Source organism: Psychrobacter urativorans (assembly GCF_001298525.1).
GTDB lineage: Bacteria > Pseudomonadota > Gammaproteobacteria > Pseudomonadales > Moraxellaceae > Psychrobacter > Psychrobacter urativorans_A.
The window spans coordinates 863,290-889,673 of sequence record NZ_CP012678.1; the positions used below are offsets into that span (position 1 = coordinate 863,290).

Annotated in this window: 39 protein-coding genes; 4 read left to right on the top strand and 35 right to left on the bottom strand. The window is 41.8% G+C overall.

Going from position 1 to position 26,384, the window contains the following annotated elements:
- Positions 1 to 24: 24 nt before the first annotated feature.
- The gene (gene ilvN / locus AOC03_RS03645; RefSeq protein WP_062533645.1) at positions 25 to 522 is read right to left on the bottom strand and encodes an acetolactate synthase small subunit; all 498 of its coding nucleotides are present in this window, start codon (positions 520 to 522) and stop codon (positions 25 to 27) included.
- The gene (locus AOC03_RS03650; RefSeq protein ID WP_204247941.1) at positions 522 to 2,234 is read right to left on the bottom strand and encodes an acetolactate synthase 3 large subunit; all 1,713 of its coding nucleotides are present in this window, start codon (positions 2,232 to 2,234) and stop codon (positions 522 to 524) included. The genes ilvN and AOC03_RS03650 overlap by 1 nt, the downstream gene beginning before the upstream one ends.
- 953 nt (positions 2,235 to 3,187) lie before the next feature.
- Here AOC03_RS03650 and AOC03_RS03655 point away from each other — a divergent pair.
- Entirely contained in the window at positions 3,188 to 3,601 is a 414-nt protein-coding gene (locus AOC03_RS03655) for a DUF4124 domain-containing protein (RefSeq protein ID WP_227514281.1), read from the top strand.
- Positions 3,602 to 3,612: 11 nt separating this feature from the next.
- On the opposite strand, the gene AOC03_RS03660 is transcribed toward AOC03_RS03655, so the two are convergent.
- Positions 3,613 to 5,391 carry a bifunctional ADP-dependent NAD(P)H-hydrate dehydratase/NAD(P)H-hydrate epimerase gene (locus tag AOC03_RS03660; RefSeq protein ID WP_062533647.1) on the bottom strand — a complete coding sequence of 593 codons (1,779 nt, stop codon included), beginning with the start codon at positions 5,389 to 5,391 and terminating at the stop codon, positions 3,613 to 3,615.
- 257 nt (positions 5,392 to 5,648) lie between these two features.
- Between AOC03_RS03660 and queG the strand changes: the two genes are divergently transcribed.
- Positions 5,649 to 6,761, top strand: a complete 1,113-nt coding sequence (queG, locus tag AOC03_RS03665; RefSeq protein WP_227514318.1) for a tRNA epoxyqueuosine(34) reductase QueG — start codon at positions 5,649 to 5,651, stop codon at positions 6,759 to 6,761.
- A 108-nt stretch (positions 6,762 to 6,869) separates the two neighbouring features.
- Here queG and lysM read toward each other — a convergent pair whose 3' ends face one another.
- From lysM to AOC03_RS03695, 6 genes are all read right to left on the bottom strand, one after another.
- Complete coding sequence (gene lysM, locus AOC03_RS03670) at positions 6,870 to 7,394, bottom strand: peptidoglycan-binding protein LysM (protein WP_062533649.1); 525 nt, start codon at positions 7,392 to 7,394, stop codon at positions 6,870 to 6,872.
- 255 nt (positions 7,395 to 7,649) lie between these two features.
- A complete protein-coding gene (acpP, locus tag AOC03_RS03675; protein ID WP_062533650.1) occupies positions 7,650 to 7,886 on the bottom strand; it encodes an acyl carrier protein in 237 nt (78 codons plus the stop codon).
- Positions 7,887 to 8,156: 270 nt separating this feature from the next.
- Positions 8,157 to 8,885 carry a 3-oxoacyl-ACP reductase FabG gene (gene fabG / locus AOC03_RS03680; RefSeq protein WP_062533651.1) on the bottom strand — a complete coding sequence of 243 codons (729 nt, stop codon included), beginning with the start codon at positions 8,883 to 8,885 and terminating at the stop codon, positions 8,157 to 8,159.
- Complete coding sequence (gene fabD / locus AOC03_RS03685) at positions 8,882 to 9,850, bottom strand: ACP S-malonyltransferase (protein WP_062533652.1); 969 nt, start codon at positions 9,848 to 9,850, stop codon at positions 8,882 to 8,884. Before fabD ends, fabG begins: the two co-directional genes overlap by 4 nt.
- A 464-nt stretch (positions 9,851 to 10,314) precedes the next feature.
- Complete coding sequence (gene rpmF / locus AOC03_RS03690) at positions 10,315 to 10,497, bottom strand: 50S ribosomal protein L32 (RefSeq protein ID WP_062533653.1); 183 nt, start codon at positions 10,495 to 10,497, stop codon at positions 10,315 to 10,317.
- Positions 10,498 to 10,821: 324 nt separating this feature from the next.
- Complete coding sequence (locus AOC03_RS03695) at positions 10,822 to 11,415, bottom strand: YceD family protein (protein WP_062533654.1); 594 nt, start codon at positions 11,413 to 11,415, stop codon at positions 10,822 to 10,824.
- A 184-nt stretch (positions 11,416 to 11,599) separates the two neighbouring features.
- Here AOC03_RS03695 and AOC03_RS03700 point away from each other — a divergent pair, with 184 nt between their 5' ends.
- Together AOC03_RS03700 and AOC03_RS03705 are read left to right on the top strand one after the other, a co-directional pair.
- Entirely contained in the window at positions 11,600 to 12,337 is a 738-nt protein-coding gene (locus tag AOC03_RS03700; protein WP_062533655.1) for an elongation factor P hydroxylase, read from the top strand.
- A gap of 189 nt (positions 12,338 to 12,526) precedes the next feature.
- Positions 12,527 to 13,147: an L-threonylcarbamoyladenylate synthase gene (locus tag AOC03_RS03705; RefSeq protein WP_062533656.1), complete on the top strand. Its 621-nt coding sequence runs from the start codon at positions 12,527 to 12,529 to the stop codon at positions 13,145 to 13,147.
- A gap of 117 nt (positions 13,148 to 13,264) precedes the next feature.
- On the opposite strand, the gene rplQ is transcribed toward AOC03_RS03705, so the two are convergent.
- From rplQ to rplD, 26 genes are all read right to left on the bottom strand, one after another.
- The gene (rplQ, locus tag AOC03_RS03710) at positions 13,265 to 13,624 is read right to left on the bottom strand and encodes a 50S ribosomal protein L17 (RefSeq protein WP_062533657.1); all 360 of its coding nucleotides are present in this window, start codon (positions 13,622 to 13,624) and stop codon (positions 13,265 to 13,267) included.
- A 19-nt stretch (positions 13,625 to 13,643) separates the two neighbouring features.
- On the bottom strand, positions 13,644 to 14,651 hold the full coding sequence (locus tag AOC03_RS03715; RefSeq protein ID WP_062533658.1) for a DNA-directed RNA polymerase subunit alpha: 1,008 nt from the start codon (positions 14,649 to 14,651) through the stop codon (positions 13,644 to 13,646).
- A gap of 81 nt (positions 14,652 to 14,732) precedes the next feature.
- Positions 14,733 to 15,374 carry a 30S ribosomal protein S4 gene (gene rpsD / locus AOC03_RS03720; RefSeq protein WP_062533659.1) on the bottom strand — a complete coding sequence of 214 codons (642 nt, stop codon included), beginning with the start codon at positions 15,372 to 15,374 and terminating at the stop codon, positions 14,733 to 14,735.
- A 48-nt stretch (positions 15,375 to 15,422) separates the two neighbouring features.
- Positions 15,423 to 15,812: a 30S ribosomal protein S11 gene (gene rpsK, locus AOC03_RS03725; protein WP_045454458.1), complete on the bottom strand. Its 390-nt coding sequence runs from the start codon at positions 15,810 to 15,812 to the stop codon at positions 15,423 to 15,425.
- Between the two features lie 20 nt (positions 15,813 to 15,832).
- Entirely contained in the window at positions 15,833 to 16,189 is a 357-nt protein-coding gene (rpsM, locus tag AOC03_RS03730) for a 30S ribosomal protein S13 (protein ID WP_062533660.1), read from the bottom strand.
- 256 nt (positions 16,190 to 16,445) lie between these two features.
- Positions 16,446 to 16,562, bottom strand: a complete 117-nt coding sequence (gene rpmJ / locus AOC03_RS03735; RefSeq protein ID WP_010196721.1) for a 50S ribosomal protein L36 — start codon at positions 16,560 to 16,562, stop codon at positions 16,446 to 16,448.
- Positions 16,563 to 16,594: 32 nt separating this feature from the next.
- Positions 16,595 to 17,926 carry a preprotein translocase subunit SecY gene (secY, locus tag AOC03_RS03740; RefSeq protein WP_204247942.1) on the bottom strand — a complete coding sequence of 444 codons (1,332 nt, stop codon included), beginning with the start codon at positions 17,924 to 17,926 and terminating at the stop codon, positions 16,595 to 16,597.
- Positions 17,927 to 17,945: 19 nt separating this feature from the next.
- Entirely contained in the window at positions 17,946 to 18,386 is a 441-nt protein-coding gene (rplO, locus tag AOC03_RS03745; protein ID WP_062533662.1) for a 50S ribosomal protein L15, read from the bottom strand.
- On the bottom strand, positions 18,386 to 18,565 hold the full coding sequence (gene rpmD, locus AOC03_RS03750; protein ID WP_062533663.1) for a 50S ribosomal protein L30: 180 nt from the start codon (positions 18,563 to 18,565) through the stop codon (positions 18,386 to 18,388). Before rpmD ends, rplO begins: the two co-directional genes overlap by 1 nt.
- Before the next feature lie 20 nt (positions 18,566 to 18,585).
- Entirely contained in the window at positions 18,586 to 19,101 is a 516-nt protein-coding gene (rpsE, locus tag AOC03_RS03755) for a 30S ribosomal protein S5 (protein ID WP_057758716.1), read from the bottom strand.
- Between the two features lie 2 nt (positions 19,102 to 19,103).
- A complete protein-coding gene (rplR, locus tag AOC03_RS03760) occupies positions 19,104 to 19,454 on the bottom strand; it encodes a 50S ribosomal protein L18 (protein WP_062533664.1) in 351 nt (116 codons plus the stop codon).
- Positions 19,455 to 19,465: 11 nt separating this feature from the next.
- Positions 19,466 to 19,999 (bottom strand): 50S ribosomal protein L6, encoded by a 534-nt coding sequence (gene rplF / locus AOC03_RS03765; RefSeq protein WP_062533665.1) that lies wholly within the window; start codon positions 19,997 to 19,999, stop codon positions 19,466 to 19,468.
- Between the two features lie 187 nt (positions 20,000 to 20,186).
- On the bottom strand, positions 20,187 to 20,585 hold the full coding sequence (gene rpsH / locus AOC03_RS03770) for a 30S ribosomal protein S8 (RefSeq protein ID WP_062533666.1): 399 nt from the start codon (positions 20,583 to 20,585) through the stop codon (positions 20,187 to 20,189).
- An 11-nt stretch (positions 20,586 to 20,596) separates the two neighbouring features.
- Positions 20,597 to 20,902 (bottom strand): 30S ribosomal protein S14, encoded by a 306-nt coding sequence (rpsN, locus tag AOC03_RS03775; protein ID WP_062533667.1) that lies wholly within the window; start codon positions 20,900 to 20,902, stop codon positions 20,597 to 20,599.
- A gap of 12 nt (positions 20,903 to 20,914) precedes the next feature.
- Complete coding sequence (gene rplE, locus AOC03_RS03780; RefSeq protein WP_062533668.1) at positions 20,915 to 21,451, bottom strand: 50S ribosomal protein L5; 537 nt, start codon at positions 21,449 to 21,451, stop codon at positions 20,915 to 20,917.
- Between the two features lie 21 nt (positions 21,452 to 21,472).
- Positions 21,473 to 21,790 (bottom strand): 50S ribosomal protein L24, encoded by a 318-nt coding sequence (rplX, locus tag AOC03_RS03785; RefSeq protein ID WP_011279796.1) that lies wholly within the window; start codon positions 21,788 to 21,790, stop codon positions 21,473 to 21,475.
- 8 nt (positions 21,791 to 21,798) lie between these two features.
- Positions 21,799 to 22,167, bottom strand: coding sequence for a 50S ribosomal protein L14 (gene rplN, locus AOC03_RS03790; RefSeq protein ID WP_010196702.1), 369 nt, complete (start codon positions 22,165 to 22,167; stop codon positions 21,799 to 21,801).
- A gap of 181 nt (positions 22,168 to 22,348) precedes the next feature.
- The gene (rpsQ, locus tag AOC03_RS03795) at positions 22,349 to 22,624 is read right to left on the bottom strand and encodes a 30S ribosomal protein S17 (RefSeq protein WP_062533669.1); all 276 of its coding nucleotides are present in this window, start codon (positions 22,622 to 22,624) and stop codon (positions 22,349 to 22,351) included.
- On the bottom strand, positions 22,621 to 22,818 hold the full coding sequence (rpmC, locus tag AOC03_RS03800; protein ID WP_011279794.1) for a 50S ribosomal protein L29: 198 nt from the start codon (positions 22,816 to 22,818) through the stop codon (positions 22,621 to 22,623). Before rpmC ends, rpsQ begins: the two co-directional genes overlap by 4 nt.
- The gene (gene rplP / locus AOC03_RS03805) at positions 22,818 to 23,231 is read right to left on the bottom strand and encodes a 50S ribosomal protein L16 (protein WP_062533670.1); all 414 of its coding nucleotides are present in this window, start codon (positions 23,229 to 23,231) and stop codon (positions 22,818 to 22,820) included. The genes rpmC and rplP overlap by 1 nt, the downstream gene beginning before the upstream one ends.
- Before the next feature lie 3 nt (positions 23,232 to 23,234).
- Positions 23,235 to 23,960, bottom strand: a complete 726-nt coding sequence (gene rpsC, locus AOC03_RS03810; protein WP_062533671.1) for a 30S ribosomal protein S3 — start codon at positions 23,958 to 23,960, stop codon at positions 23,235 to 23,237.
- Positions 23,961 to 23,963: 3 nt separating this feature from the next.
- Complete coding sequence (gene rplV, locus AOC03_RS03815) at positions 23,964 to 24,293, bottom strand: 50S ribosomal protein L22 (protein ID WP_062533672.1); 330 nt, start codon at positions 24,291 to 24,293, stop codon at positions 23,964 to 23,966.
- Between the two features lie 10 nt (positions 24,294 to 24,303).
- The gene (gene rpsS, locus AOC03_RS03820) at positions 24,304 to 24,579 is read right to left on the bottom strand and encodes a 30S ribosomal protein S19 (protein WP_062533673.1); all 276 of its coding nucleotides are present in this window, start codon (positions 24,577 to 24,579) and stop codon (positions 24,304 to 24,306) included.
- 12 nt (positions 24,580 to 24,591) lie between these two features.
- A complete protein-coding gene (gene rplB / locus AOC03_RS03825; protein WP_062533674.1) occupies positions 24,592 to 25,416 on the bottom strand; it encodes a 50S ribosomal protein L2 in 825 nt (274 codons plus the stop codon).
- Positions 25,417 to 25,427: 11 nt separating this feature from the next.
- Positions 25,428 to 25,778, bottom strand: coding sequence for a 50S ribosomal protein L23 (gene rplW / locus AOC03_RS03830; RefSeq protein WP_062533675.1), 351 nt, complete (start codon positions 25,776 to 25,778; stop codon positions 25,428 to 25,430).
- A complete protein-coding gene (rplD, locus tag AOC03_RS03835; protein ID WP_062533676.1) occupies positions 25,775 to 26,377 on the bottom strand; it encodes a 50S ribosomal protein L4 in 603 nt (200 codons plus the stop codon). Before rplD ends, rplW begins: the two co-directional genes overlap by 4 nt.
- Positions 26,378 to 26,384: the final 7 nt, after the last annotated feature.

Genomic DNA, 26,384 nt, shown 5'->3' on the forward strand with positions numbered 1-26,384 from the left:
CAAGCACGAACGGCAAAGCGAATATTATACACTGAGTGTTTTTTCACCGCGAGCGATACCAATCACGCCTGAACGCACGACTTCTAAAATACGTTCGCGCCCAATAACGTCAATAAAGCCATCAAGCTTAGCAGTGTCACCAACGATTTGAATCGTGTATAGATTGGCATTCACATCGACAATTTGTGCACGAAAGATATCCGCGCTGCGTTTAATTTCATCACGACTACTGCCTGTCGCACGAACTTTAATCAGCATTAATTCGCGCTCAACATGCACGGTATTTGATAAATTTAATACTTTCACCACTTCAATCAATTTATGCAATTGTTTGGTGACCTGCTCGATTTTCTCAGGTGAGGTAATAGTAGTCAAGGTTAAGCGTGAAATAGACGGATCTTCTGTAGGCGCAACGTTTAATGTTTCAATGTTATAACCACGCTGAGAGAATAAACCGATCAAGCGCGACAACGACCCCGCTTCGTTTTCCATTAATACCGAAATCAGATGTTGTTGTTGCATTAGGTACGCTCCCCTTTTGATAACCACATATCACGCATCGTTTGCCCCGCGATTTGCATCGGATACACATGCTCATTACGATCGATATACACGTCAATAAATACCAATTTATCTTTCATTGCCATCGCTTCAGCCAATTGTGCTTCCATAGTTTCAGGGTCGGTGATCTTGATACCAACGTGACCATAGCTTTCGGCTAATTTGACAAAATCTGGCAACGAGTTCATATAAGACTGGGCGTGACGACCATCATAAAGCATATCTTGCCACTGCTTCACCATGCCCAACTGTGCATTGTTTAAGTTTAATATTTTGACTGGTAGATTATATTGCAGGCACGTTGATAGCTCTTGGATATTCATCTGAATAGAGCCTTCACCGGTGATACATACGACATCACGCTCAGGATGAGCAAGCTTAGCTGCCATCGCATAGGGTAAGCCAACGCCCATCGTACCCAAACCACCTGAATTTAGCCACTGACCTGGCTCTTTATAAGTATAATAAAGCGCGGCAAACATCTGATGCTGACCAACGTCGCTCGTTATAATAGCGTTACTATTAGTCACTCTATCTAACGCCTGTACAGCAGCTTGCGGTTTAATACCATGCTCAGTACTGGTGTCATAACGCAAACCATGACGCTTACGCCATTCATTAATCTGTGACCACCAATCTAATAATGCAGGCTGATCTAACTCTTTATCAGTACCGATAATCTCTAACATATCTGTTAATACTGACTTCACATCGCCTACAATAGGAATATGTGTAAAAATAGTTTTTGAGATAGACGTCGGGTCAATATCAATATGAATGATAGTGGCATTTGGGCAGAATTTTTTGACATTATTAGTCACACGATCATCGAAACGTGCACCAATAGCAAGGATAACGTCCGCATGATGCATACTCATATTGGCTTCATATCTGCCATGCATGCCCAGCATTCCTAAGAATTGACTGTCATCACCTGGGAATGTACCCAAACCCATCAGCGTATTGGTAACGGGTAAGTTCAAACGATGAGCAAGATCAGTCAGCTCTTCGTGAGCCTTACTCCAAATAACACCGCCGCCTGCATAGACTACAGGACGTTTTGCTGCGAGTAACGTTTCAACGGCTTTTTTGATTTGACCGCCATGCCCCTTGATAGAAGGCTGATAAGAACGTACAAATACCTCTTCTGGATATTCATAAGCAAATTTTTCATTAGGCGCAGTCATATCTTTAGGGATATCAATAACAACCGGGCCTGGACGACCAGACGCAGCGATATAAAAAGCCTTTTTGACAATCTCTGGAATTTCGCTCGCATGACGTACCTGAAAGCTGTGCTTAACGATAGGACGCGATACACCGATCATATCGGTTTCTTGGAAAGCATCTTCGCCAATTAAACTGCTCGGTACTTGTCCTGCAATAACCACCATTGGTACTGAATCCATAAAGGCAGTGGCAATAGCGGTAACAGTGTTGGTCGCGCCAGGTCCTGAGGTGGCTAGCACCACACCCGTATCACCAGTGACTCGTGAATAGGCATCTGCCATATGACCCGCTGCTTGCTCATGACGCACGAGAATGTGTTCAATGTTCTCTTGTTTGAACAAAGCATCATAGATATGCAGAACTGCGCCACCTGGATAACCGAAGATGTATTTGACACCTTCATCGGTCAGTGCCTGTACCAGCATTTCAGCACCGGTCAGCATCACTGGCTGTGAGCTATTCTCAGCAAGCTGTTGTTGTTTTTCAGGGAAATTTTTGGCAGCATTACCCGTTTGGGTATGACCGGTCATGTTCGGACTTTGTGTGGTCTGCGTAGTTTGCGTCACTGTCGTCACCTTTATCCATATCAAGAATGTGTACTCACTATGCCAAAGCAAAGCCGCTTAAAATAGCAACCAGATACTTAAACACAGCAAATGAGATGGTCAGTGTTTGACGAAATTTTATCGATATACAAGGACAAGACGCTGGAGCATCTAGAGAAGAGACTTATTATTCAAGATTAATGTAGTCTAACTCGATGATAGGATAACGCTAACATCATTGATAAAATAACTTGCACATTATAAAAAGCTATCATTTAAAAAATCACTCAAGGAATACCACGTAGGCGGCTGCACCTTATTTTTTATATGACATGACTTTTATTGTTGCAAATATCATATTTGACACATTAAAAATAACAAGTTTATCTTAGTCGTTGTAGACCGATAAGTCCGGAGACAATAAACACAATAGCGGTTTTTATACCTGCTATATTTGCTGCGATATTGTCACAAAGAAAACTAACTTAGCCTAACTACCGATAAGTAGATAAGAAAGTTTCATTTTCAAGTGCTTCGGCAATATAATAAAAGCCGTTCACTGACCAATCAACTAGGGTTATAGTCGGTGGTTTAGGCGCTGTTGTCAAGAAAAACTTGTGAATCCTAGACCTAACTAATCGTTATGAAATAATCTATATCGATAAATAATTTTTTTAAAAATCAATTATTAATGTATTGATATTGTTATCAATATACCGCTATGATGTTTTTTCGTAACTATGAACATTTTTTCTGTTAAAAGGATTGCCGTCATCATACATTCAAAAATAATAAATACCGCAGCTAAGTTACTGGTTACACTTAGTGCCACAGGTATATTGTCCCTTACTATGACTACCAGTCATGCGCTTCAGGTTTATAAATCTATTGGCGCTCATGGTGAGGTTAAATACAGCCAACATCAGCCACAGAACGGTAAAAATGTTGAGCTTATTGAGTTTCGTAGCGATGGTCGCCAAAGTGATGCCGGCAAGTTGGCAGGTAAAACAGACGCGAACCAAAATACGCCTACACAAAACCCTGAAGAGCAACGGGTAGCACAGCTAGAAGCTCGCATTAAGGAGCAAGAATCAAATGCGAATGCACAGCGCTGTCAATCTCTGCGTAATAACTTAACCAATCTTAATGTGGGTGGGCGTATTTATGAGATGGATACGAATGGCAAACGCCAATATCTCGATAGCCGCGAAATTGAAGTCAAACGAGAGCGCGTTCAGCAAGCAATTACTCAATACTGCAGCTAATTTAACGCCTATTATATTGTAATTAAATGCATAACATGACGAATGGCAGCAGGCATATCTTGTGCCTGTAAGCCACGTTCTCCAATGAATAGGCTAACATTTTTGTTAGAGGGACATGATTGTTGATGAACCAAGACATCTCCTGCCAAACCATGAATAAGTACTGCTTGACGTAAGCTGCGTTGGTCATCTGCTAAGTCTTGTTGCGCTAATAATCCCGCCGTCACTCCTGATAATACATCACCCATGCCAGCCGTTGCCATACCAGCATTACCAACGCCACAGACGTACACATGCCTTTCCTCTAATTCCTGTTCAAGTGTCGGCTCTAATACCTGCTCTAATATTAAGGAACCTGCCCCTTTTAATACCCAACTGCCACCATAAATATCTGCGCATTGTTTGATAGCGGCGAGACGATCCATTTCTACCTCCGCGACGCTTTTATCTAATAACCGTGCCGCCTCGCCACTATGCGGCGTTAAGCAAACTTTATGCTTGGTACTATATTCTCGCAACTGACCGACTACGCTATGCTTGTCTATCTGTAATGACGCCAAATGATAGAGACCGTCTGCATCTATCACTATAGATTTACCCTCTGTCATAGCCGCTTGCATATAATCGATAAACAGTACTTTTGCTGTTTCATCGCGTCCAAACCCCATGCCAATCGCAATCACACTAGCTTCTTTGATAAGATGTTTTACGCCCTTTTGATCATGTAAATCTATGGTCATTGCATCAGGCAACGACGTCAATAAAGCACCGTGAAAAGCCTGATGACAAGCCACTGTCATTTTACCCGCGCCTGTCGCCATGGCACTAGCAGACGCTAATATAGCGGCACCGCCCATCCCTTGTGAGCCATCAATCCGATTACCACCAATTATTAATACGTGTCCATAACTGCCTTTATAGCTGTTTTGCCGACGTACAGACAAACCATGCGCACGATTAAGGAGCAGAGCAACTGGCTTTATTTTGGTATAAGGTATCAACGGAATATCAAGCACTTCTCCCGCATAATCCATGCCGTCTTTGGTATGTAAACCGAATTTACGCGCAATCAAACACAAAGTCACATCGGCTTGTATCGCCACCTGCTCAAACACCTGACCGGTAGATGCCACTAGCCCACTTGGAATATCAACCGCAATTACCAATGCGTGCTTAGATAAGGTATGACTGGATTTTACAACCTGATTAAAGCTCTGAATAGCCTGTTTATAAATACTGGTAAGCGCACGATCAAGCCCGATACCAAATAGTGCATCAACGTAGACATCAGCCTGCATCAGCCTATTTTCTTGATTGTGAAGAACAAACTCACTGTCCTCAAAACGTTGATAGGAACAATAAGCGGCTACTGCCATGCGCTGTGCTTTTATGGCATCAGATACTACAGCCGAATCCATATCAGCAAAGGCATTGCTATTTTCAATGTTCTCAATACCGACCGTGATAACTTGTACTTGCCAGCCAGCTTGTTGTAAATAATGCGCAATCAGCCAACCATCACCGCCATTATTACCGCTTCCTACCCAAATACTCACTCGTGGCTGTCTATCATCGTGCCTACAAGCAACTCCATTAGCAATACAGGATTGTTTTTGGTAATAGATATTAATAATATGCTGAGTCATTTGCCATGCGGCTTGCTGCATAAGCGCAAAACTATCATAACCCTGCGCAAACCACTCCTGCTCCATTGCATAAACTTGCTGGCTGCTATATAGCGCAACGGGCTTTGTATTCTGTAATAAACGAGAAGAAGGCGGTATGTGCATGAGTAGACCTCTATTGTTTTGTCATCTGCTAATTCTGTAATGACAAGCGTAGCAAAATTTTGTTCATCATGATGTATCAATATGAGTTATGAATAATGATTTATTTTTTATACTTGCGCGCGCAGCTATTTGGCTTATCATAGTCACATTTACGCTATCATTTATTGGCACTTATGAATATTAAACTGTTCGCAAACCGTTCATCAACAAATGACTCTTCAACCAACAGTATCGCAGTGGCTAACACTTCCCCGTTTATGACTCCAGAGGACGTTAAGCACTGGATTAAAACACAGGCTCAAGCACTAGGATTCGCTGATTGCGGCTTTTTATCTGTGCACCATCCGTTATTTGCCCAACAAATTGAGCAGCTGCAAAAATGGCTAGCCAAAGGCTATGAAGGGCAATTGCAATTCATGCATAACAATCATCACCTGCGCGCGCATCCAGAACAGCTAGTAGAGGGCGCAAAAACCATCATCAGTGTGCGCATGGACTATCTGACCCAAGCACCGACAGCGCGAACGGTAGCAGATAACAATCGTCCCAATCACGGCATTATTGCCCGCTATGCACGTGGGCGCGATTATCATAAAACCATGCGTAACCGTCTCAAGCAATTGGCATTAAATATTGAAGCGATGCTGCCAGAGTGGCAACATCTAGATATCGGTACTCAAGCCGATTTTGTTTTTCGCCCATTTAGCGATTCAGCCCCTATTTTTGAGCGACCCATTGCGGATGCAGCGGGGCTTGGTTGGACAGGCAAGCACACCTTACTACTCAACAAGCAAGCGGGCTCATTTTTTGTGTTGGGTGAATTATTTATCAGTTTAGAGCTGCCCGATGATAAACCTGTCAAAGCACATTGCGGCAGTTGTAGCGCTTGCATTGATATCTGCCCAACTCAAGCGATTATCTCGCCTCATGAGCTCAACGCTGCCGCCTGTATCTCCTATTTAACCATCGAGCATGACGGCATAATAGATAAAAAATACCGCCGCGCTATTGGCAATCGCATCTTTGGCTGTGATGACTGTCAGCTGATTTGTCCTTGGAACCGTTATGCTAAGCTGACAGCAGTAGAGGATTTTGCCCCAAGAAACAATCTTGATGACAGCACTCTACTAGAATTATGGCAGTGGCAAGAAGCTGAGTTTTTACAGAAGACTCAAGGTAGTCCCATCAGACGTACTGGTTACGTTAATTTTTTACGAAATATTGCAATTGGGCTTGGGAATGCTGAGGCTAGTACTGACATCATTGTTCAGTTACATTCTAAACTCAGTGCTCACAATGATATTCTTGATGAACATATTCATTGGGCAATCAATGAGCAGCAGGACAAATTAAGCAAAAATAAAGAATAATTATTCATATACCAAGAATCAAAATATGCATAATAAAAAAACGCCTTTTATAATTAGAAGGCGTTTTTTTATTATGCTTTTTTCTGTATTGAATAGAATTAAGAATAATTATGGTTTAGGAATACGCAATACTTGACCCGGATAAATCTTATTTGGATCAGAAAGCATTGGCTTATTGGCTTCAAATATTTTCATATAATCAGTTGTTGAGCCATACACCGTTTGTGCGATTTTAGATAAGCTGTCACCAGATTTTACTGTATACATCGTCGATTCTGGAGCATCTTCTTCAATACTGATGTTATCAATAACTTTTGCAACATGCTGGACATTACCGATAGCGATAATCGCTTTTTCACGGTCTGCTTGGGTTTTAGCCGCACCACTGATTTCTGCCGTATCAGTGGTACCATTATACTTGACTTTTAGGTCACTAATATTAAGGTTTTGCTGCTGGATACGATGTAGCAGGATATTAGCAACCGACTGAGCAGAAGGCTCACTTTCTGTTGCTGGTGTACCGGCTACTGGCGTCGTTGCTGCCGCTTTGGTTTCTGTATTTGCTTGATGCTTGGCATCATCACGGTTAAAAATTTTATCACCAATATCTTTTGCAAAACTGAAAACACCCATAAAACACCCCTTTTTTAAGTATTATTATTCATAGTTATTGTTAATTATGACGTTGATGAAAATATGACCAAGCAATTAGCTCTTTGTCATTCATATTAAGTATAACAAAGGCATTTTTTTTTGATAGTAAGCGTATGTTGAGTAATGTTATTTTAATGTGGTTTATGTTAATCAAGTATAAATAAAGTAAAAACAAAAAAACCGCCTATCTATAAAGATAAGCGGTTTAGTAAACTCTGCTAAGGCAGCTAGAAACTACAGTTGCGCTTGTACGTAGTCAATTGCTTTTTGAACAGTAGTTAGTTCTGCTGAATCTTCATCAGGAATAGTGATACCAAAATCACTTTCAAATGACATAACAAGCTCAACTAAATCTAATGAATCAGCGCCTAAGTCTTCCATGAAAGAAGCTTCGTTATTGATGTCTTCGATATTCATACCTAACTGTTCTGCCACTGCAGCTTTTACTCTTTGCTCAGTATCATTACTCATATAAACGCTTCCTTTTTATCTATTAATTTTTAAAAACTACCAAATGGTGATGTTTTTGAACTTATAGCATGGTATAGAACGCAGTACATTATGTCAGCTTTTCAGCCTTAATAAGCTATCACGATTTTTGAACTGCATTAAATATCTGATAAAGCCTGATTATAATACAGATCTTTGATATAAAAGTATCCGTTATTATAGCACCGTTAATTAGAGTTTACACTCGTTCACACAGATTTTTATTATACAAATGTAACGTTTCAATTCATACTACATGTACATACCGCCATTCACTGGAATGACAGCTCCTGTAATGTAGCTGGCTTCATCACTAGCTAAGAATGACACGGCTGCCGCAATATCTTCTGGCTGTCCAAGACGCCCAATAGGGACTGCATCAAGCATCGAGTTGAGTAGACGCTCGTCCAGCTCATCTGTCATGTCAGTTTCAATAAGACCAGGCGCGACACAGTTAATAGTCACTTGGCGTGAACCAATTTCACGAGCCAGTGTACGACTAAAGCCTTCAACACCAGCTTTGGTTGCTGCATAGTTAGATTGCCCAGCATTACCCATTTGTGCAACGACAGAGCTGATATTAATAATACGACCACGGCGGGCTTTCATCATGCCACGAACGGCGCGTTTGCTCATCCGATATATTGATGATAAGTTGGTATCAATTACATTATCCCAGTCTTCGTCTTTCATGCGCATCAGTAGCCCGTCTTGGGTAATGCCTGCGTTATTGACTAACACTTGCACAGCACCGTACACACTTTCAATCTCTTCAAATAACTTGTCAATCTGTGCGCCATCGCGGACATCTAATAAGCGCCCGATGCCACCTGAGTCATGCAGATAGCTATCAATCAGCGCGGCACCTTTTTCAGTAGTCGCAGTACCAATAACAAAATGACCTTCTTTTGCAAAGCGTTTAGCCACCGCTTTACCAATACCACGGCTGGCGCCAGTCACTAAAACAATTGTACGGCTCATGATAACACCTCTATTAGTTTGTCTAGGCGAGCAGGCTTGTCAACAGGATAGCTAGCAATAGGATTTGCTTGACGCTTAGCCAAATTACTCAGTACATTGCCACTGCCACATTCGATTAAAATATTAATTTGTTTTTCAGCGAGCTCCTGCATGGTCTGCGACCATAGTACAGGTTCACTTAACTGTTCAGTCAATGCTTGTTTAACCCCTTGAATACCAGCTTCAACTCGAGCATGACGATTTTGAATAACAGGAATAGTCGCTTGATCGAATTTGATTGCGGATAACGCTTCAGCAAGTGCACTACTAGCTGGTTTCATTAATGCGCAATGCGATGGCACACTAACTTTTAAAGCAATGGCTTTTTTGCCTGTATTTTGTACTTTATCAATCACGGCATTAACGCCAACCGCATTACCGGATACCACAACCTGCCCAGGGCTATTAAAGTTCGCGGCACCAACGATAGCACCATCGACATGCTCAGTTGCCTGCTCACATAAGGTTACTACTCGATGATCTTCGAGTCCTAACACCGCTGCCATACCCGTATCAATACCTTCAACGGCCTGCTGCATTAACTGACCACGCTGATGCACCAATCGCACGGCATCAGCAAAAGAGATAACGCCCGCTGCACAAAGCGCACTGTATTCACCTAAAGAATGTCCCGCTAGATAGCATGGCACATTATCTATTTTATCTTGCAATATACGCCAAATAGCGATACTAGCAGTGAGTAATGCGGGCTGAGTATATTGAGTTTGGTTCAGTCTCTCTTCATCTTGGCATATCGCCCACAAGTCTTCACCAAGCGCTTCACTAGCTTCGGCAAAGGTATCGTTAATTTGTGGATAGATTTCAGCAAGTTCAGCAGTCATATTAACCGCTTGTGAACCTTGACCAGGAAAAATAACTGCAATGCGAGGTGGCTGTATTGTTTTTATATCGGGTACAGACGCCATAGCCAATGTTCCTTAAGTGAATTAGAAATACCCCTAGTATAAATGGGGCAATGTTTCGGAGTTGAGGACTCTTCAATAGGTCATCAATGGTAACTAATTATTATCAAACTATACACTGATACGGACAATTATCATAGACAGCAACATCATCATCATCATAATGCTGACTTATAATACAAAACACTAAACATGAGAAAAATACTAAACATGGATGATGAAAGAGCACAACTATTAGTAAGTCATAAGACTAAAATATCTTCTAACTACATATCTTCTAGTAGAAGCTAAATAACAAAAAGCTAAATAACAAAAAGCCAAGTTATTTAGCCACATAATATATGATAGCGAAATAACTTGGCTTTTGTTAGCTTATAACTCACTTTCTAATAATATTAGTACATAATTATCATGATATGGTAGTACCATCACAGTAATCCTGTACTAAATATTAATTAGTTAGTAAATTAAGCCTCTTGACTAACTTTAAACAACTGACGACCACGATAGAAACCATCTTTGGTCATATGGTGACGACGATGTTTTTCACCAGTGGTGGCATCTACGCTTAGCTCAGCCACAGTCATGTGGTGATGTGAACGGCGCATGTCACGACGTGAACGGCTTTTGCGGCTTTTTTGAACGGCCATGATATAGCTCCTATACTTAAAGGGATAAGCTCGAAATTCAGCTTTAGACGATACTGACACAGGCTATCTAATCACAACAACCTAAGCCTTACGCATCATTAAATTAATTGGTTTGCCACGTACACTAAACTTCTGATTAAATCTAAACTCTATGGATAATTTGCTTAATCAGTATTTATGAGCAAGTAGACAGAATGCAATAAATCGGCCATTATACGCATGTTTATAGCAATAATAAACCCCCATTTCATTCTTAGGCGTAAAGCTGATAAAAAGAGGGTATAAAACTTTCAACCATATTTATCATCAATATAGTTTATAACCTTATAGCTTACCTTTTAAAGCGGCTAAAGCAGCAAAAGGATTTTCAGTTTCCTCTTCTTCAGGTATCTCACCAAACTGCTCAACACTCATTTCACAGTCATCATGCTTTGGCGCCATGGGTGTTTTAAGCAAGATTTCATCTTCAATTAATTTCTTAAATGGCAATAAGCGCTCTGGCGACTGTTCAGTGACAATCTCTTCAAGCAATAAGTAATCTTGCTCTTCATTAATCAGACGTATTTGGCTCTCATTATCAAGAAGCGCGATATCATACTTATCACTTAAATCGACGGCAATCGGTTGCAAACAACGCTGACAAGTCAACCAGACTTCACCCGTTAAGATAAAAGCTAGGTGTAATACGTTATTACGGCGATATAAAGTAGCATCTAGCGAAATATTCGCTTGCTCATGCTCAGTGGTTAATGTGCTAGTAAGACGTTCAAAAGAGTTAGGAGCTATCTCACCTACCCACTCAAAACCTGTATCTTCCCATTTATTTAAGGAGATATTATCAGGCATGATGTTTGACGTAGGCACTTGTACTTTACTAGCCTGAAGCGCTAATGACTTGTTATCTTGGGTACTTGACATACGCGGCCTCATTGATCAAAAACGATGTATAATATTGCCTGCTATACTAACGGAAAGCGTCTTATTGCGCTAGCGCTAGTGTGTTAATATTTTGCCATGCAATATTATGAATGTACTTTATTATTCACGATAAAAAATAATAGAATTTTTATTTTGATAAACTCATCTTTTATTCGGTTAATTTATGATTTCTAATACTGCCCATCTCGATTTCACTCAACTGCTCAGTAATGGTAACGAAAAATTGTTGTTAGATCGTCTTAGTGAGCTAAATACTCAAACTATAAAAGAGTTTGACGAGATAATAATTTCTCAATTCAATAAGAATTTAAAAACTATAGAACAACCATCTGCCGCATTGACAAACATTGAACCACTTCAAAAAAATCAGATAGACGCTAATATTTTAGCGGAGCAGAGAGAACAGGCGGCTACTGAGTGGCTGATAAGTTTATTTAATACGCTATTCACTCGACATAATGTGCAATTGGTTCGCGGTGAACATGAACCAGAATACTTTCCAGAATGTCATTCTAAACCAGCACGTATTGAGTTTGCTCATGGCTTCTTTGCCAGCGCATTACACGAAATCAGCCATTGGTGTATTGCAGGTAGCAAACGTAGACAATTAGCTGACTTTGGCTATTGGTATGCACCTGATGGTCGCAGTGCTGCACAACAGCAAGCGTTCGAGCGTGTAGAGATTAAGCCACAAGCACTAGAATGCTTATTTACTTTGGCATGCAGAAGACAGTTTCAGATTTCACAAGACAATCTCTTTGCCAACTTTGATACTAGTACAAGCACCTTTGCAACCGATGTTTACCAACAAGCCGCGCATTATATCGCCCAACCTCACCAACTACCGCGCGATGCTCAAACCTTATTACAAGCTCTATTAATGATCAATATCATTGAATAAATAGTGACCTATACGCTAAACCACTGTTTATCCTTGAATACCTGAACGTTTTTCTAGCTTTATTAACGGCATGGCTCTATAACCGATATGAGCTTTAACGCTATACTAGACTTTTATGAAACAATTATTAATGTGATAAAAATATAAAATCACTGAATGATTTAGCGATTGATAAATAAGGAACTCGCCATGCAAACTTTTTATATTCATCCAGAAAACCCTCAACCACGCCTCATCGAACAAGCTGTTGAGTTATTACGTAATGACAAGCTACTGATTTACCCTACCGATACCAGCTATGCTTTTGGTTGCCGATTAGGGGCTAAAGACGCTCTTGATAAGCTCAAACATATCCGTGAACTTGATGATAAGCATCAGTTTACTTTACTATGCCGCGACTTAAGCGAGATTGCCACTTATGCAGCGGTTGATAACATACAGTTCAAACAACTCAAAGCCAATACGCCAGCACCAATTACTTTTATTTTAAATGCCACTAAGGACGTTCCTAAAAAATTAGCACATGCTAAGAAAAAAACGATTGGTATTCGTGTTCCTAGAAATGCTATTGCTCAAGCACTATTAACGGCGATGGGTGAGCCTATATTAACCAGTTCGTTAATACTACCGACACATGACCATATACTCGATGATCCCTTTGATATAGAAGAATTATTAGGCAATCAAATAGATGGACTGATCAATGCCGGTATTCAAACTATTAAGCTCACAACCATTATTGATATGACCGGCAGTCAGCCTGAAATTGTTAGACAAGGTGCAGCTGATGTTAATGCATTATTACGATAACCAAGAACGATTATAAATAAGTAACTGGTTTACTTAAAAAACTGGAATTAAAAAAGAGCATAAAAAAAACCCCAAATCATTGGGGCTTTTTTTATGCTCTACATCCGGCATATAAGATTAGTCGCGATCAACTAATTCTACATAAGCCATTGGTGCATTGTCACCGTCACGATTGCCGCATTTTACGATACGTAAATAGCCACCTGGACGGTTTTGGTAACGAGGACCTAACGTACCAAATAATTTACCTACCATAGTTTTGCTACGCATACGGCTGAATGCTAGACGACGATTAGCTACGCTGTCTTCTTTTGCCATAGTAATTAACGGCTCAGCAACACGGCGCAATTCTTTTGCTTTTGGTAATGTTGTTTTAATCAGTTCATGCTCAAATAGTGAATTTGTCATGTTCTGGAACATTGCCTTACGATGACTGCTGGTACGACCCAGCTTGACTCCACTCTTACGATGGCGCATGGTCAAATATCCTTAAAGTTTAACGGCTACGATAAGAAAAGCGATCATCAACACGTAAATCAGCTGGTGGCCAATTATCAAGGCGCATGCCCAGCTCTAAATCTTTAGATGCTAGTACGTCTTTGATTTCCGTTAATGATTTCTTACCAAGATTTGGGGTTTTAAGTAGTTCAGTCTCTGAACGCTGGACCAAATCACCGATATAGTAAATGTTTTCAGCTTTTAAACAATTGGCTGAGCGAACCGTTAGTTCAAGATCGTCCACAGGGCGTAATAGCACTGGATCGACCTCTTCTTTTTCTTTCACAGGCTCAGGCGCTTCTTCAGCTTCTAAATCAACAAAGATAGAAATCTGTTGTTGTAAAATAGTCGCTGCTTTACGAATTGCTTCTTCTGGATCAATAGTGCCATTAGTCTCAAGCTCAATGATAAGACGATCAAGATCCGTACGTTGTTCTACACGTGCGTTCTCGACCTGATAAGCGACTCGTAGCACTGGGCTAAAGCTTGCGTCAAGCTTTAAGCGACCAATAGCTTTGGTATCGCCATCTTCACGGCGTTGATTTGCTGGCTCGTATCCACGACCCATGACTACACGCAGACGCATTTTTAAATGACCACGTTCGCTTAATGTACCCAATACCAATTCTGGATTGATGATGTCTACATTATGCGGCAAGGCGATGTCTGCAGCAGTGATAGTGCCTGGACCTTGTTTATCCAAGGTCAAAAATACTTCATTTTGGTCATGAAGTGTAATAGCCAAACCTTTTAAATTCAAAAGGAGGTCAAGTACATCTTCTTGCAAGCCTTCAAGCGTTGAGTATTCATGGTCAACACCATCAATCTCAGCTTCAATAACAGCAGCACCAGGTAATGAAGATAATAAGATGCGACGTAAGGCATTCCCTAGAGTATGCCCAAAGCCGCGTTCTAACGGTTCGAGTGTGACTTTCGCGATCGTTTCATTAACCGTGTCCACGTTAATGGCATTAGGCGTTAGAAACTCAGTTGCATTTAGCATCATGATGTCACCTCGATTTATTAAACTGGTTTGGTTAACGTTGATTGCTTAATGCCATAAGTATAGCATCAAGCAGTACGTTACTTACTTAGAGTATAGCTCAACGATTAAGCTTTCGTTGATTTCAGCAGGTAGATCAATACGATCAGGCGCTTTTTTGAACGTGCCTTGAAGTTTGCTGTGATCAACATCTAGCCATTCTGGAATACCACGTTGGGTAGCCAGCTCAATTGCGTTTTTAATACGCAACTGCTCGCGAGACTTCTCTTGGATAGCGATGACATCACCATCTTGCAACTGGATTGATGGGATGTTCACACGAACAAATTCATCACGACCAGCTTTTTTTACCATAACAGTACGGTGACTGACTAGCTGACGTGCTTCAGCGCGAGTTGAGCCAAAGCCCATGCGATAAACCACATTGTCTAGACGACTTTCTAGCATAGCTAGCAAGTTTTCACCAGTAGCGCCACGCTTACGAGCCGCTTCTTTATAGTAATTAGCAAACTGACGCTCTAAAACACCATAAATACGCTTAACTTTTTGCTTTTCACGCAACTGTAATGCATATTCTGAAGTTTTATTACGGCTAACACCATGCTGACCAGGTGGACGAGCCGCTTTTTTAGTTTTTACATCATAAGGTTTAACACCAGACTTAAGACCTAAGTCAGTACCTTCACGACGTGATAATTTGAGTTTTGGTCCAATATAACGGGCCATTGTTATGTCTCCTATAAGCTTCTATTATAAAAAGCTTCGTCTTTAATATTAGACGCGGCGCTTTTTCGGCGCACGGCAACCATTGTGTGGGATTGGGGTTACATCAGAGATGCTGTTAACTTTATAACCCAATGCACCTAGTGCTCTTACCGCAGACTCACGACCCGGTCCTGGTCCTTTGACCAAAACATCGATATTCTTAACACCATATTCTTGAGCCGCTTTACCAGCGACTTCAGCTGCAACCTGAGCTGCAAATGGTGTAGATTTACGTGAACCACGGAAGCCTTGTCCACCTGAAGTGGCCCAAGCCAATGCATTACCTTGGCGATCGGTAATCGTAACAATGGTGTTATTAAAAGACGCATGGATATGGGCGATGCCCTCCGATACTGAACGACGAGTCACCTTTTTGCGACTGCGAGTGTCTTTTGCCATCTTTTAGCTTCCTAAGTTAATTATCTTTTGAGAGGGCGTGTCGGACCCTTACGAGTACGAGCGTTGTTCTTGGTGTTCTGACCTCTAACTGGTAAGTTACGACGATGGCGGATGCCACGGTAACAACCAAGATCAACCAAGCGCTTGATATTCATTGACACTTCACGACGAAGATCACCTTCAGTCATGTAATTTGCAACTTGTGCACGGATAGCATCTAACTGTATATCATCTAACTGACTGACTTTAGTAGTAGGGGCAATGCCAACTGCTTCTAAGATTTTCTGAGCAGTGGTACGACCTACACCAAAGATGTAAGTTAGTGAAATAACAGCATGCTTATTATCCGGAATGTTTACGCCGGCAATACGAGCCATTGATTTCTCTCCATTAAAGAAAAATACTCTTATCAGTTAAACAAGAGGTTATTTTTCAGATTTGTTGCTGTCAATACTAAAGCTTTTATAATTATTATCGCTGCTTCGACTTGGTAAACCAATCTATTCATTGACCATCTTATAAAAGGTTTTGCATAAACTACGGCAAGTGGCGGATGATATCGCATCCGCCGTTATTTTTCAAGTATTAATTTAATTAACAAGCCAAACCGTTAAGTTTGACTTGCTTAAATTATTAACCTTGACGTTGCTTGTGGCGAGGTTCTGCTGTGCAAATAATATGCACACGGCCTTTACGGCGTACAACTTTACAGCTACCACAAATTTTCTTAACTGATGCTTGAACTTTCATAGCATACTCCTTTGAGATATCGTACCACTCATTTAAGGTTGAGTAGGCGATTGAATTAACGTCTGATCATGATATTGATGGGTCATCAAATGCGCTTGAATTTGCGAGATGAAGTCCATTACAACCACAACCATAATTAGTAGAGACGTACCACCAAGGTGAAACGGTACACCAAACGATGATTGGATAATCATCGGCATCAAACAAATAACTGTCATGTATATCGCACCGATAAACGTCAGACGGTTCAATACATGATCAAGATAGCGCTGAGTTTGTTGTCCTGGGCGAATACCTGGAATATACGCCCCACTACGTTTAAGGTTCTCTGCAACTTCACGAGGACTAAAGACCAGTGCGGTATAAAAATAGCAAAAGAAAATAATCATCGCGCCAAACAATACTAAATATAGCGGTTGCCCTGGCGACAATACTAAAGCCATATTTTGTAGTATTTTTTGCGTAACAGTAGGATCTGTAGACTGCCCAACCCATTGTCCGAGACTTGCTGGAAACAACAATAGCGAACTGGCAAAAATAGCAGGGATTACGCCTGCCATATTAATTTTCAGTGGCAGATGTGACTGCTGCTGAGCATAAATTTTGCGACCTTGCTGCTGCTTTTGAGCATAGTTTACAGGGACACGGCGCTGGGCTCGTTCAATATAAACAATACCAGCGGTTACGGCTACGCCTAATACCACAAAGATAAAGAGCACAATCAAGTTCATTTGACCTTGATTGACTTGTTCGATAGATTGCGAAATCATGCCTGGCATACCAGCAACAATACTGGCAAAAATCAGCATCGAGATACCGTTACCGACGCCACGCTCTGTAATTTGCTCACCTAGCCACATTAAGAACATAGCACCAGCTACCAATGACGTCACTGCAGGGATATAGAAAGTAAGACCAGACGATAAGGTCAGATTCTGACTGATCAGTCCAGCACACATTCCTAATGACTGCACAAGCGCTAAGGCTAGTGTTCCCTGACGAGTATACTTATTGAGCTTACGCCGCCCCGCTTCACCCTCTTTCTTGAGAGCTTCAAGCGATGGTAATACCGCTGACATCATCTGTACAATAATCGATGCTGAAATATACGGCATGATACCAAGCGCCATGATAGACATACGCTCAAGCGCCCCACCAGAAAACATGTTAAACATGCTTAGGATGGTATTTTCGTTGCGTGAGAATAAATCTGCCAAATTAACGGGGTTAATACCAGGTACTGGAATATGAGAACCTAAACGATAGACAATCAATGCGCCGATTAAAAATAGTAAACGTGTCCAGAGCTCATCATACTTGCGTATGAAAGCAAAAGGATTGAGCGGAATACCAGCCGATGACATTGATTGTTTTGACACGTTCCTACTCCTCGATGCTACCACCAGCAGCTTCGATTGCTTGCTTGGCGCCTTTAGTCACTTTTACACCTTGGAAGGTATAAGCTTTAGTGACATCACCTGACAAGATGATGCGGGCACGCTTCATATCATGGCGAATAATGTTAGCAGTTTTTAATGTTGCAACGCTAATTACATCACCTTCAACTTTATTCAGTTCAGACAGACGAACTTCTGCAGTCGTCATTGCCATTTTACTGGTAAAACCAAATTTTGGTAGACGGCGATATAATGGCGTTTGACCACCTTCAAATCCTGCACGAATGCTAGAGCCTGAACGTGATTTTTGACCTTTCACACCACGACCACCGGTTTTGCCAAGGCCTGAACCGATACCGCGACCACGACGTTGGGCAGTTTTTTTCGCGCCAACACCTGGTGATAATTCATTTAATCTAAGTCCCATTACGCTTCCTCCACTTTTACCAAGTAGTTAACGCGATTGACCATGCCACGAGTTGAAGGAGTATCTTCAACTACAACTGAATGATTAATTCGGCGTAAACCCAATCCTTTCAAGCTAGCTTTGTGGCTCTTGAGGCGATGGGCACCTGATTTCAATTGAGTGACTTTCATTGTTTTCATTGTAACTCACCTAGTCTAAGTTAGCCCAAAATTTCGTCTACAGATTTACCACGTTTCGCTGCCATCTTTTCTGGAGTTGACATATCACGTAAACCGTTAAACGTAGCACGAACCACGTTAGCAGTGTTGGTAGAACCATAACATTTAGTCAAAACATCTTTGACACCAGCAACTTCTAATACAGCACGCATTGCGCCACCAGCGATTACGCCAGTACCTTCAGATGCAGGTTGCATATAAACTTTACTAGCACCATGACGTGCTTTGATTGGATGATGCAAAGTTGCATCATTGAGCTCAACAGTAATCATATTACGTTTGGCAGCTTCTAGTGCTTTTTGGATAGCAGCTGGCACTTCACGTGCTTTACCGCGACCAAAACCAACACGACCATTGCCATCGCCCACTACGGTCAACGCAGTGAAAGAGAAAATACGACCACCTTTAACAACTTTTGCAACGCGATCAACGGTAACTAAGCGTTCTACTAGACCGTCAGTCTGTTCATTTTTATCATTTTTATCATTTCTAGCCATGATTAAAACTCCAATCCGTTTTCGCGAGCTGCTTCAGCTAAAGCTTTTACTCGACCATGATATTTAAAACCACTACGGTCAAAGGCAACTTTAGTAATGCCAGCTGCTTTTGCGCGTTCTGCGATTAGTTGGCCTACAGACGTTGCTGCATCAGCATTACCAGTCGCACCTGAGCGCAAGCTGCCGTCTAAGGTAGATGCCTGAGCAATCACTTCACCACCGTTCGGAGAGATAATCTGGGCATAAATATGTTTTGGCGTACGATTAACCGTTAGACGATAAACGCCTAAAAAACGGATATGCGCGCGGGTTTTCTTAGCTCGACGCAGACGAGCTGCTTTTTTATCAAACATTTCAACTCACCTTATTTTTTCTTAGCTTCTTTACGAATCACATGTTCGTCGCTATAGCGAATACCTTTACCTTTATAAGGCTCTGGTGGGCGGAAACCACGGATTTTAGCCGCTGCTTGACCAAGCTGCTGTTTATCGTTTGATTTTAAAACGATTTCAGTTTGCGTTGGGGTTTCAGCTGATACACCTTCAGGTAGTGTATATTCTACTGGATGTGAGTAACCTACGTTTAAGGTTACTTTATTACCAGTCGCTTGCGCGCGATAACCAACACCAATCAATTGAAGACGTCTTTCAAAGCCTTCGGTTACGCCTATAACATAATTGTTTAATAGAGCGCGGATGGTGCCAGTATGCATCATGGCTTCTTTTGAATCGACTGTAGGTGAGAGAGTAACAACATCATCTTCCTGTTTCAGCTCGACCAAATCATGCAGGCGTAAAGACAAATTACCATTCTTGCCTTTCACTTCGACCTGCCGATCGTTCAAAGTAACGCTTACGCCGTTTGGCAGCGTCACTGGGGCTTTAGCCACACGAGACATAGGAGTATTCCTTAAAAAATTAACAACTTCTGTTAGCAATAAATAATAGCGAAAAAACTAACAGGCTAAAAAGCGTGTTAGTTTAGCATAGTTGACCGTGTTAGACACCTACCAATGTTAAATAATTCATCATTATTAGATTGCTAGACGTCTAACTAACGTCAAATAGACTTTATCGTTGAGCAGCTTACGCTACAAATGCAACGACTTCACCACCGATACCAGCAGCACGAGCAGCACGATCACTCATGATGCCTTGGCTAGTAGATACGATAGCAACACCCATACCCTGTTTAACAGTAGGGATAGCGTCTTTACCGCGATGCTGGCGTAAACCAGGACGGCTAAAACGTTGGATAGTTTCGATAACAGCTTTACCTTCGAAGTATTTTAATTCGATAGATAAAGTTGCTTTATTATTTTCTTCTGCATTAACAACAGCGCTAGCTACATAACCTTCACTAACCAATAGGTCAGCAATAGATTTACGTAATTTTGAGCTTGGCATAGCTACAGAAACTTTATTAGCCATTTGTGCGTTACGAATACGGGTTAGCATATCCCCAACAGTATCTTGCATACTCATGTAGTTACTCCTTACCAGCTTGCTTTACGAACACCAGGCACATCGCCTTGCATGACTCGTTCACGCAACATATTACGTGATAAGCCAAACTTACGGAAGTAGCCATGAGGACGACCTGTGATAGCACAACGATTGCGCAGACGTACTGGCGATGAGTTGCGTGGTAAAGCTTGTAGCTCTAACATCGCGTCCATACGCACTTCGTCACTTGCATTCATATCACTGATAGTTTCTTTTAGCTTCGTACGCTTATCAGCGTATTTAGCGACTTCTTTTTCGCGCTTCAATTCGCGGTTAATCATGCTCTTTTTTGCCATAACGTCTTTACCTTATTTAAATGGGAAGCCGAATGCTTTAAGCAAAGCACGACCTTCATCATCAGTAGCAGCCGACGTGGTGATTGTCACATCCATACCACGAATACGATCAATCTTGTCAAAGTCTACTTCTGGGAATACAATTTGTTCTTTGATACCCAATGAGTAGTTACCACGACCGTCAAAGGCTTTAGGTGAAAAACCACGGAAGTCACGAACACGAGGAATTGCAACGGCAATGAGACGATCTAAAAATTCGTACATTTGCTCACCGCGTAGCGTTACTTTGCAACCAATTGGCCATTCTTCACGAATCTTAAAGCCAGCAATTGATTTACGCGCTTTGGTGACGACAGGTTTTTGACCAGCAATAGCGGTCATATCAGCTACTGCACCTTCAAGCAATTTCTTGTCTTGAGACGCGCCGCCAACACCCATATTTAATGTGATTTTAGTGATTTTAGGCACTTGCATCACATTGTCTAAACCAAGCTCTTCTTTAATCTTCTGCTTTAGTTCGTTGTTATATAAAGCTTTTAATCTTGCCATTACCATTACACCCTTAGTGTCTTACGCAGTCGCCACTACTTCACCGTTCGAACGATAGACGCGTTGTTTCTTGCCGTCTTCGCCGAATTGATAAGTAATACGGTCTGCTTTTTGGGTTTGCGCATTTAGAATTGCGACATTTGAGATATGTAGAAAAGCTTCTTGCTTAAGAATGCCACCTTCAACGCCAGTTGCCTGATTTGGCTTCTGATGTTTAGTAACAATATTAATGCCTTCAACTTTAATACGATCATTTTTTACAGCTTGAACAGTACCTTGCTTGCCTTTGTCTTTACCAGCAATCACGATAACTGTATCGCCTTTACGTAATTTTGACATGGATTACCTCACAATACTTCTGGTGCTAGGGATACAATTTTCATAAACTGATCACCACGTAGTTCACGAGTTACCGGTCCAAAAATACGAGTTGCAATCGGTGCTTTATTTTGATTTAACAATACCGCAGCATTGTCATCAAAACGTAGCACAGAACCGTCAGGGCGACGAACGCCTTTTTTGGTACGTACAACTACTGCATTCATCACGTCGCCTTTTTTAACACGACCGCGAGGAATAGCTTCTTTAACCGTTACTTTAATGATATCGCCGACTGATGCATAACGACGATGAGAGCCACCCAGTACTTTAATGCACTGAACTCGTCTTGCACCGCTATTGTCTGCAACTTCCAGCATTGACTCGACCTGAATCATAGCGTTACTCCGCACGTATGAGCAATAAAAACCAGTTGCTGCCGCTAGCACACTATGAGTAGACGGCATTTAATGTAAATAACCGCAGCTTACTCTTAATATGAGTGATATACGCTCGGCGCAATCAGCATCCTTAAAAAGGCGGACATTTTAACAGCTTCTGGCTTTTAATGCAATTTACTTAGATTTTTTCTACTTTTTCAACCACATCTACTAAAGTCCATGCTTTAGTTTTTGAGATTGGACGTGTTTCTTTGATGCGTACAAGATCGCCTTGTTGGCAAACATTGTTTTCATCATGAGCTTTGATTTTCGTAGAACGACGAAGCTGTTTACCATATAAAGGATGGCGAACCAGACGCTCAATCAAAACCGTGATGGACTTGTCCATCTTGTCGCTGACAACTCGTCCTGTTAGAACGCTAGCATTTGTGGTTGCTTGATTGTTATCGCTCATGAGTCGCCTCGTTGTTTCTCGTTAATCAAAGTCTGAAGCTGAGCAATCGCACGACGATTAACTCGAACTTCATGGGTATTCCCCAACTGACCAGTTGCTTTAGCCATACGAATACGGAAAGCATCAAGTTGCTTTTCATCAAGTAACTGAGTCAGTTCTTCTAATGATTTATCACGTAATTCACTGATCTTCATTACATTATCGTCCGCTTAACAATGGTAGTTTTAAAGGGAAGCTTTGCTGCTGCAAGCGTTAATGCTTCGCGAGCGAGCTCTTCTGAGATCCCTTCAAGTTCATATAGCATTTTACCAGGTTTGATTTCGCATACCCAATATTCTACAGGACCTTTACCTTTACCCATACGTACTTCTAATGGTTTATTAGAAATAGGCTTATCTGGGAAGACACGAATCCAAATTTTACCACCACGCTTAATTTTACGAGTAATGGTACGACGTGCGGCTTCGATTTGACGCGCTGTCATACGACCGCGAGTCAAAGATTTTAGACCAAATTGTCCAAATGCAACGGTGCTTCCACGATGAGCAAGCCCAGTGTTACGACCTTTGTGCATTTTACGAAACTTGGTACGTTTTGGCTGTAACATAGTTTAACCTCTGTCTGAGTTTCGACGGTTTCCACCACGACCACGGCGTTTTGGCGCACGAGTCTGCTCTTCTTTGACGGGATTGTATACACTGTTCATACCGTCAAGGATTTCGCCACGGAAAATCCAAACTTTTACACCAATAGTGCCGTAAGTGGTTTCCGCACGTACTGACGCATAGTCAATATCGGCGCGTAGCGTATGCAGTGGCACACGACCTTCACGATACCATTCAGTACGAGCAATCTCAGCACCGCCAAGACGGCCAGACAACTCAACTTTAATACCTTTAGCACCAGAACGCATACTGTTTTGTACGGCGCGCTTCATAGCACGACGGAACATAACACGGCGTTCAAGCTGGCTACCGATACCGTCTGCTACCAGACGAGCATCAAGGTCAGGAGACGTGATTTCTTCAATGTTGACCTGAGCTGGTACGCCCATCATTTTGGTCAATTCTTTTTGAAGTCTTTCAATATCTTCGCCTTTTTTACCGATAACAATACCAGGACGCGCAGTGGCGATGGTAATCTTAGCAGCACCAGTAGGACGCTCAATCATGATATTACTAATCATAGCGCTATCTAGCTTCTTACGTAGATATTCGCGTACTTGTATATCATTGATCAGGTATTCTGAGTATTGTTTAGGGCTAGCATACCAGTTTGCGTTATGCTTCTTGACAACACCAAGGCGAATTCCGATTGGATGTACTTTTTGACCCATAGCTTATTCTCCTACCTTTATAGTGATGTGACAGGTACGCTTGCTGATACGGTCAGCACGACCTTTAGCACGTGGTAGGATACGCTTTAGCGTAATGCCTTCATCAACATAAATAGTAGCGACTTTTAAGCCGTCAATATCTAAGCCGTGATTATGTTCGGCATTAGCGATGGCTGAGTTAAGACATTTCTTAACAAAGACAGCACCTTTTTTGTTGCTATACGTCAGGATATCCAAAGCACGCTCAATAGATTTGCCACGAACTTCATCAGCAACGAGTCGAACTTTTTGTGCCGAAATGGCGGCACCGCGTAATTTTGCAGTTACTTCCATGGTGAGCACCTTATCTCTTAGCTTTTCTGTCAATGCCATGACCACGATATGTACGAGTCGGGGCAAATTCACCTAGTTTATGACCAACCATCTGTTCGCTTACGATAACCGGTACGTGAGTACGGCCATTGTGAACAGATAAAGTTAGGCCAACCATTTGTGGCAGAATCATCGAGCGGCGCGACCAAGTTTTAATGGGTTTGCGTGAGTTGGTTTCTAATGCATTCTCAACTTTAGCAAACAAGTGCGCGTCTATGAATGGACCTTTTTTCAATGAACGAGGCATGAAGTTCTTCCTTTATTTCTTCTTGGCACGACGGATGATCATACTGTCAGTACGCTTGTTATGACGCGTTTTAAGTCCTTTAGACTTCTGACCCCAAGGGCTGGTTGGATGGCGACCTTTATTACGACCTTCACCACCACCATGTGGGTGATCAACAGGGTTCATCGCCACACCGCGAACGGAAGGACGAATACCGCGCCAACGTGAAGCACCAGCTTTACCAAGTGATTTCAAGTTGTTTTCTGTGTTAGAAACTTCACCAATAACGGCACGGCAATTAACGTGTACACGGCGAGTTTCACCTGAACGTAGACGAAGAATCGCATAAATACCGTCACGACCTAGTAGTTGAACGCTTGCACCCGCTGCGCGAGCCATCTGTGCACCTTTACCGATTTTAAGCTCGATATTGTGAATCACAGTACCCAATGGGATATTTTTAAGCGGTAAACAGTTACCTGGACGAATCGGTGATGCTTCACCTGACATTACGGTATCGCCAACTGCTTGCTTTTTAGCAGCAATAATATAACGACGTTCGCCATCAGCGTACTTAAGTAAGGCAATATGCGCAGTACGGTTAGGATCGTATTCGATACGCTCTACCGTTGCTGGAATATTGTCTTTCGTACGTTTGAAGTCAATAATACGATAATGTTGCTTATGACCACCGCCAATATGACGAGTAGTAATGCGACCATTATTGTTACGACCACCGGTCTTGCTTTTTGATTCTAGAAGCGCTGCAAACGGACGACCTTTATATAGGTGCGGATGCACTACTTTTTCAACAAAACGACGGCCTGGTGATGTTGGCTTTGCTTTTACGATAGGCATGAGTGTTATCCTTATTCGTTGTTCGCTGTTTCACTAGTAGAAGCAGTCGTATTCGCGACCTCTTCACCAGCATCAGCCATTTGTACATCGTGACCAGCTTTTAAGGTGACATAGGCTTTTTTATAGTCATTACGACGACCGATGTTTTTACCAAAACGCTTTGTCTTACCTTTAACATTCAAAGTGTTTACTTTTAAAACTTCAACACCTTCAAACATTAGCTCAACTGCTTTTTTGACTTCAAGCTTAGTCGCTTTAGAGTCAATTTTAAATACCTGCACGCCAAGTGAATCACCAAGCATTTGAGATTTTTCTGAGAATACAGGTCCTCTTAAGACCTGATAAAGTCTTGCGTTGTTCATGCTAGTGCTTCCTCAAATTGTTTCGCAGCTTCAACTGACATGATTACTTTATCAAAAGCAATCAAGCTCACTGGATCCACTTCACTTGTATCAAGTACATTGACATGTGGAATGTTGCGTGCAGCTAAGTATAAATTTTCATCAACTTCTTTGGTGATGATTAATGCACGTGGTGCATTCAATTCACTTAACTTGGCAATCAGCTCTTTAGTCTTAGGTGCAGAAATAGTCAATTCTTCAACCAAAATCAGACGCTCTTGGCGAATCAATTCGGCTAGAATACACTGCATAGCACCGCGATACATTTTACGGTTAACTTTCTGTGACCAGTCTTGTGGTTTGGCAGCAAATGCACGTCCGCCCCCACGCCAGATTGGGCTACGAATAGAGCCTGCACGAGCGCGACCAGTACCTTTTTGGCGCCATGGCTTAATGCCACCGCCAGAAACTTCGGCACGGGTTTTTTGCGCACGAGTACCTTGGCGACCACCAGCAAGATATGCGGTGACAACCTGATGCACTAGCGCTTCGTTGAATTCACGACCGAAAGCCGTATCAGAAAGCTCAACTGCCGCTCCTGTAACTGTTTTTAAATCCACGTTAATC

Excerpts from the sequence above, each read along its gene's own strand:
- AOC03_RS03695 (WP_062533654.1), bottom strand. The coding sequence starts at position 11,415 with ATGTCAAGTACCCAAGATAACAAGTCATTAGCGCTTCAGGCTAGTAAA.
- rplR (WP_062533664.1), bottom strand. The coding sequence starts at position 19,454 with ATGTTTGATAAAAAAGCAGCTCGTCTGCGTCGAGCTAAGAAAACCCGC.
- rplV (WP_062533672.1), bottom strand. The coding sequence starts at position 24,293 with ATGGAAGTAACTGCAAAATTACGCGGTGCCGCCATTTCGGCACAAAAA.
- ilvN (WP_062533645.1), bottom strand. The coding sequence starts at position 522 with ATGCAACAACAACATCTGATTTCGGTATTAATGGAAAACGAAGCGGGG.
- AOC03_RS03650 (WP_204247941.1), bottom strand. The coding sequence starts at position 2,234 with ATGCTGACCGGTGCTGAAATGCTGGTACAGGCACTGACCGATGAAGGT.
- rplP (WP_062533670.1), bottom strand. The coding sequence starts at position 23,231 with ATGTTACAGCCAAAACGTACCAAGTTTCGTAAAATGCACAAAGGTCGT.
- rplB (WP_062533674.1), bottom strand. The coding sequence starts at position 25,416 with ATGCCTATCGTAAAAGCAAAGCCAACATCACCAGGCCGTCGTTTTGTT.
- rpsN (WP_062533667.1), bottom strand. The coding sequence starts at position 20,902 with ATGGCAAAAAAGAGCATGATTAACCGCGAATTGAAGCGCGAAAAAGAA.
- AOC03_RS03660 (WP_062533647.1), bottom strand. The coding sequence starts at position 5,391 with ATGCACATACCGCCTTCTTCTCGTTTATTACAGAATACAAAGCCCGTT.
- rplE (WP_062533668.1), bottom strand. The coding sequence starts at position 21,451 with ATGGCAAGATTAAAAGCTTTATATAACAACGAACTAAAGCAGAAGATT.
- rplF (WP_062533665.1), bottom strand. The coding sequence starts at position 19,999 with ATGTCTCGTGTGGCTAAAGCCCCAGTGACGCTGCCAAACGGCGTAAGC.
- rpsM (WP_062533660.1), bottom strand. The coding sequence starts at position 16,189 with ATGGCTCGTATTGCCGGCGTAAACATTCCGGATAATAAGCATGCTGTT.
- acpP (WP_062533650.1), bottom strand. The coding sequence starts at position 7,886 with ATGAGTAATGATACTGAGCAAAGAGTAAAAGCTGCAGTGGCAGAACAG.
- rpsK (WP_045454458.1), bottom strand. The coding sequence starts at position 15,812 with ATGGCAAAAGACACTCGCAGTCGCAAAAAGGTGACTCGTCGTTCAGTA.
- rplN (WP_010196702.1), bottom strand. The coding sequence starts at position 22,167 with ATGATTCAGGTCGAGTCAATGCTGGAAGTTGCAGACAATAGCGGTGCA.
- rpmC (WP_011279794.1), bottom strand. The coding sequence starts at position 22,818 with ATGAAGATCAGTGAATTACGTGATAAATCATTAGAAGAACTGACTCAG.
- rpsC (WP_062533671.1), bottom strand. The coding sequence starts at position 23,960 with ATGGGTCAAAAAGTACATCCAATCGGAATTCGCCTTGGTGTTGTCAAG.
- rplQ (WP_062533657.1), bottom strand. The coding sequence starts at position 13,624 with ATGCGCCATCGTAAGAGTGGAGTCAAGCTGGGTCGTACCAGCAGTCAT.
- AOC03_RS03655 (WP_227514281.1), top strand. The coding sequence starts at position 3,188 with ATGACTACCAGTCATGCGCTTCAGGTTTATAAATCTATTGGCGCTCAT.
- secY (WP_204247942.1), bottom strand. The coding sequence starts at position 17,926 with ATGTCATCGGCTGGTATTCCGCTCAATCCTTTTGCTTTCATACGCAAG.
- rpsE (WP_057758716.1), bottom strand. The coding sequence starts at position 19,101 with ATGGCTAGAAATGATAAAAATGATAAAAATGAACAGACTGACGGTCTA.
- AOC03_RS03705 (WP_062533656.1), top strand. The coding sequence starts at position 12,527 with ATGCAAACTTTTTATATTCATCCAGAAAACCCTCAACCACGCCTCATC.
- lysM (WP_062533649.1), bottom strand. The coding sequence starts at position 7,394 with ATGGGTGTTTTCAGTTTTGCAAAAGATATTGGTGATAAAATTTTTAAC.
- rpmJ (WP_010196721.1), bottom strand. The coding sequence starts at position 16,562 with ATGAAAGTTCAAGCATCAGTTAAGAAAATTTGTGGTAGCTGTAAAGTT.
- rplW (WP_062533675.1), bottom strand. The coding sequence starts at position 25,778 with ATGAACAACGCAAGACTTTATCAGGTCTTAAGAGGACCTGTATTCTCA.
- rpmD (WP_062533663.1), bottom strand. The coding sequence starts at position 18,565 with ATGAAAACAATGAAAGTCACTCAATTGAAATCAGGTGCCCATCGCCTC.
- AOC03_RS03700 (WP_062533655.1), top strand. The coding sequence starts at position 11,600 with ATGATTTCTAATACTGCCCATCTCGATTTCACTCAACTGCTCAGTAAT.
- rplX (WP_011279796.1), bottom strand. The coding sequence starts at position 21,790 with ATGTCAAAATTACGTAAAGGCGATACAGTTATCGTGATTGCTGGTAAA.
- rpsS (WP_062533673.1), bottom strand. The coding sequence starts at position 24,579 with ATGCCTCGTTCATTGAAAAAAGGTCCATTCATAGACGCGCACTTGTTT.
- fabG (WP_062533651.1), bottom strand. The coding sequence starts at position 8,885 with ATGAGCCGTACAATTGTTTTAGTGACTGGCGCCAGCCGTGGTATTGGT.
- AOC03_RS03715 (WP_062533658.1), bottom strand. The coding sequence starts at position 14,651 with ATGATGCTAAATGCAACTGAGTTTCTAACGCCTAATGCCATTAACGTG.
- fabD (WP_062533652.1), bottom strand. The coding sequence starts at position 9,850 with ATGGCGTCTGTACCCGATATAAAAACAATACAGCCACCTCGCATTGCA.
- queG (WP_227514318.1), top strand. The coding sequence starts at position 5,649 with ATGACTCCAGAGGACGTTAAGCACTGGATTAAAACACAGGCTCAAGCA.
- rplO (WP_062533662.1), bottom strand. The coding sequence starts at position 18,386 with ATGGGACTTAGATTAAATGAATTATCACCAGGTGTTGGCGCGAAAAAA.
- rpmF (WP_062533653.1), bottom strand. The coding sequence starts at position 10,497 with ATGGCCGTTCAAAAAAGCCGCAAAAGCCGTTCACGTCGTGACATGCGC.
- rpsH (WP_062533666.1), bottom strand. The coding sequence starts at position 20,585 with ATGAGTATGCAAGATACTGTTGGGGATATGCTAACCCGTATTCGTAAC.
- rpsQ (WP_062533669.1), bottom strand. The coding sequence starts at position 22,624 with ATGAGCGATAACAATCAAGCAACCACAAATGCTAGCGTTCTAACAGGA.
- rpsD (WP_062533659.1), bottom strand. The coding sequence starts at position 15,374 with ATGGCCCGTTATATTGGACCAAAACTCAAATTATCACGTCGTGAAGGT.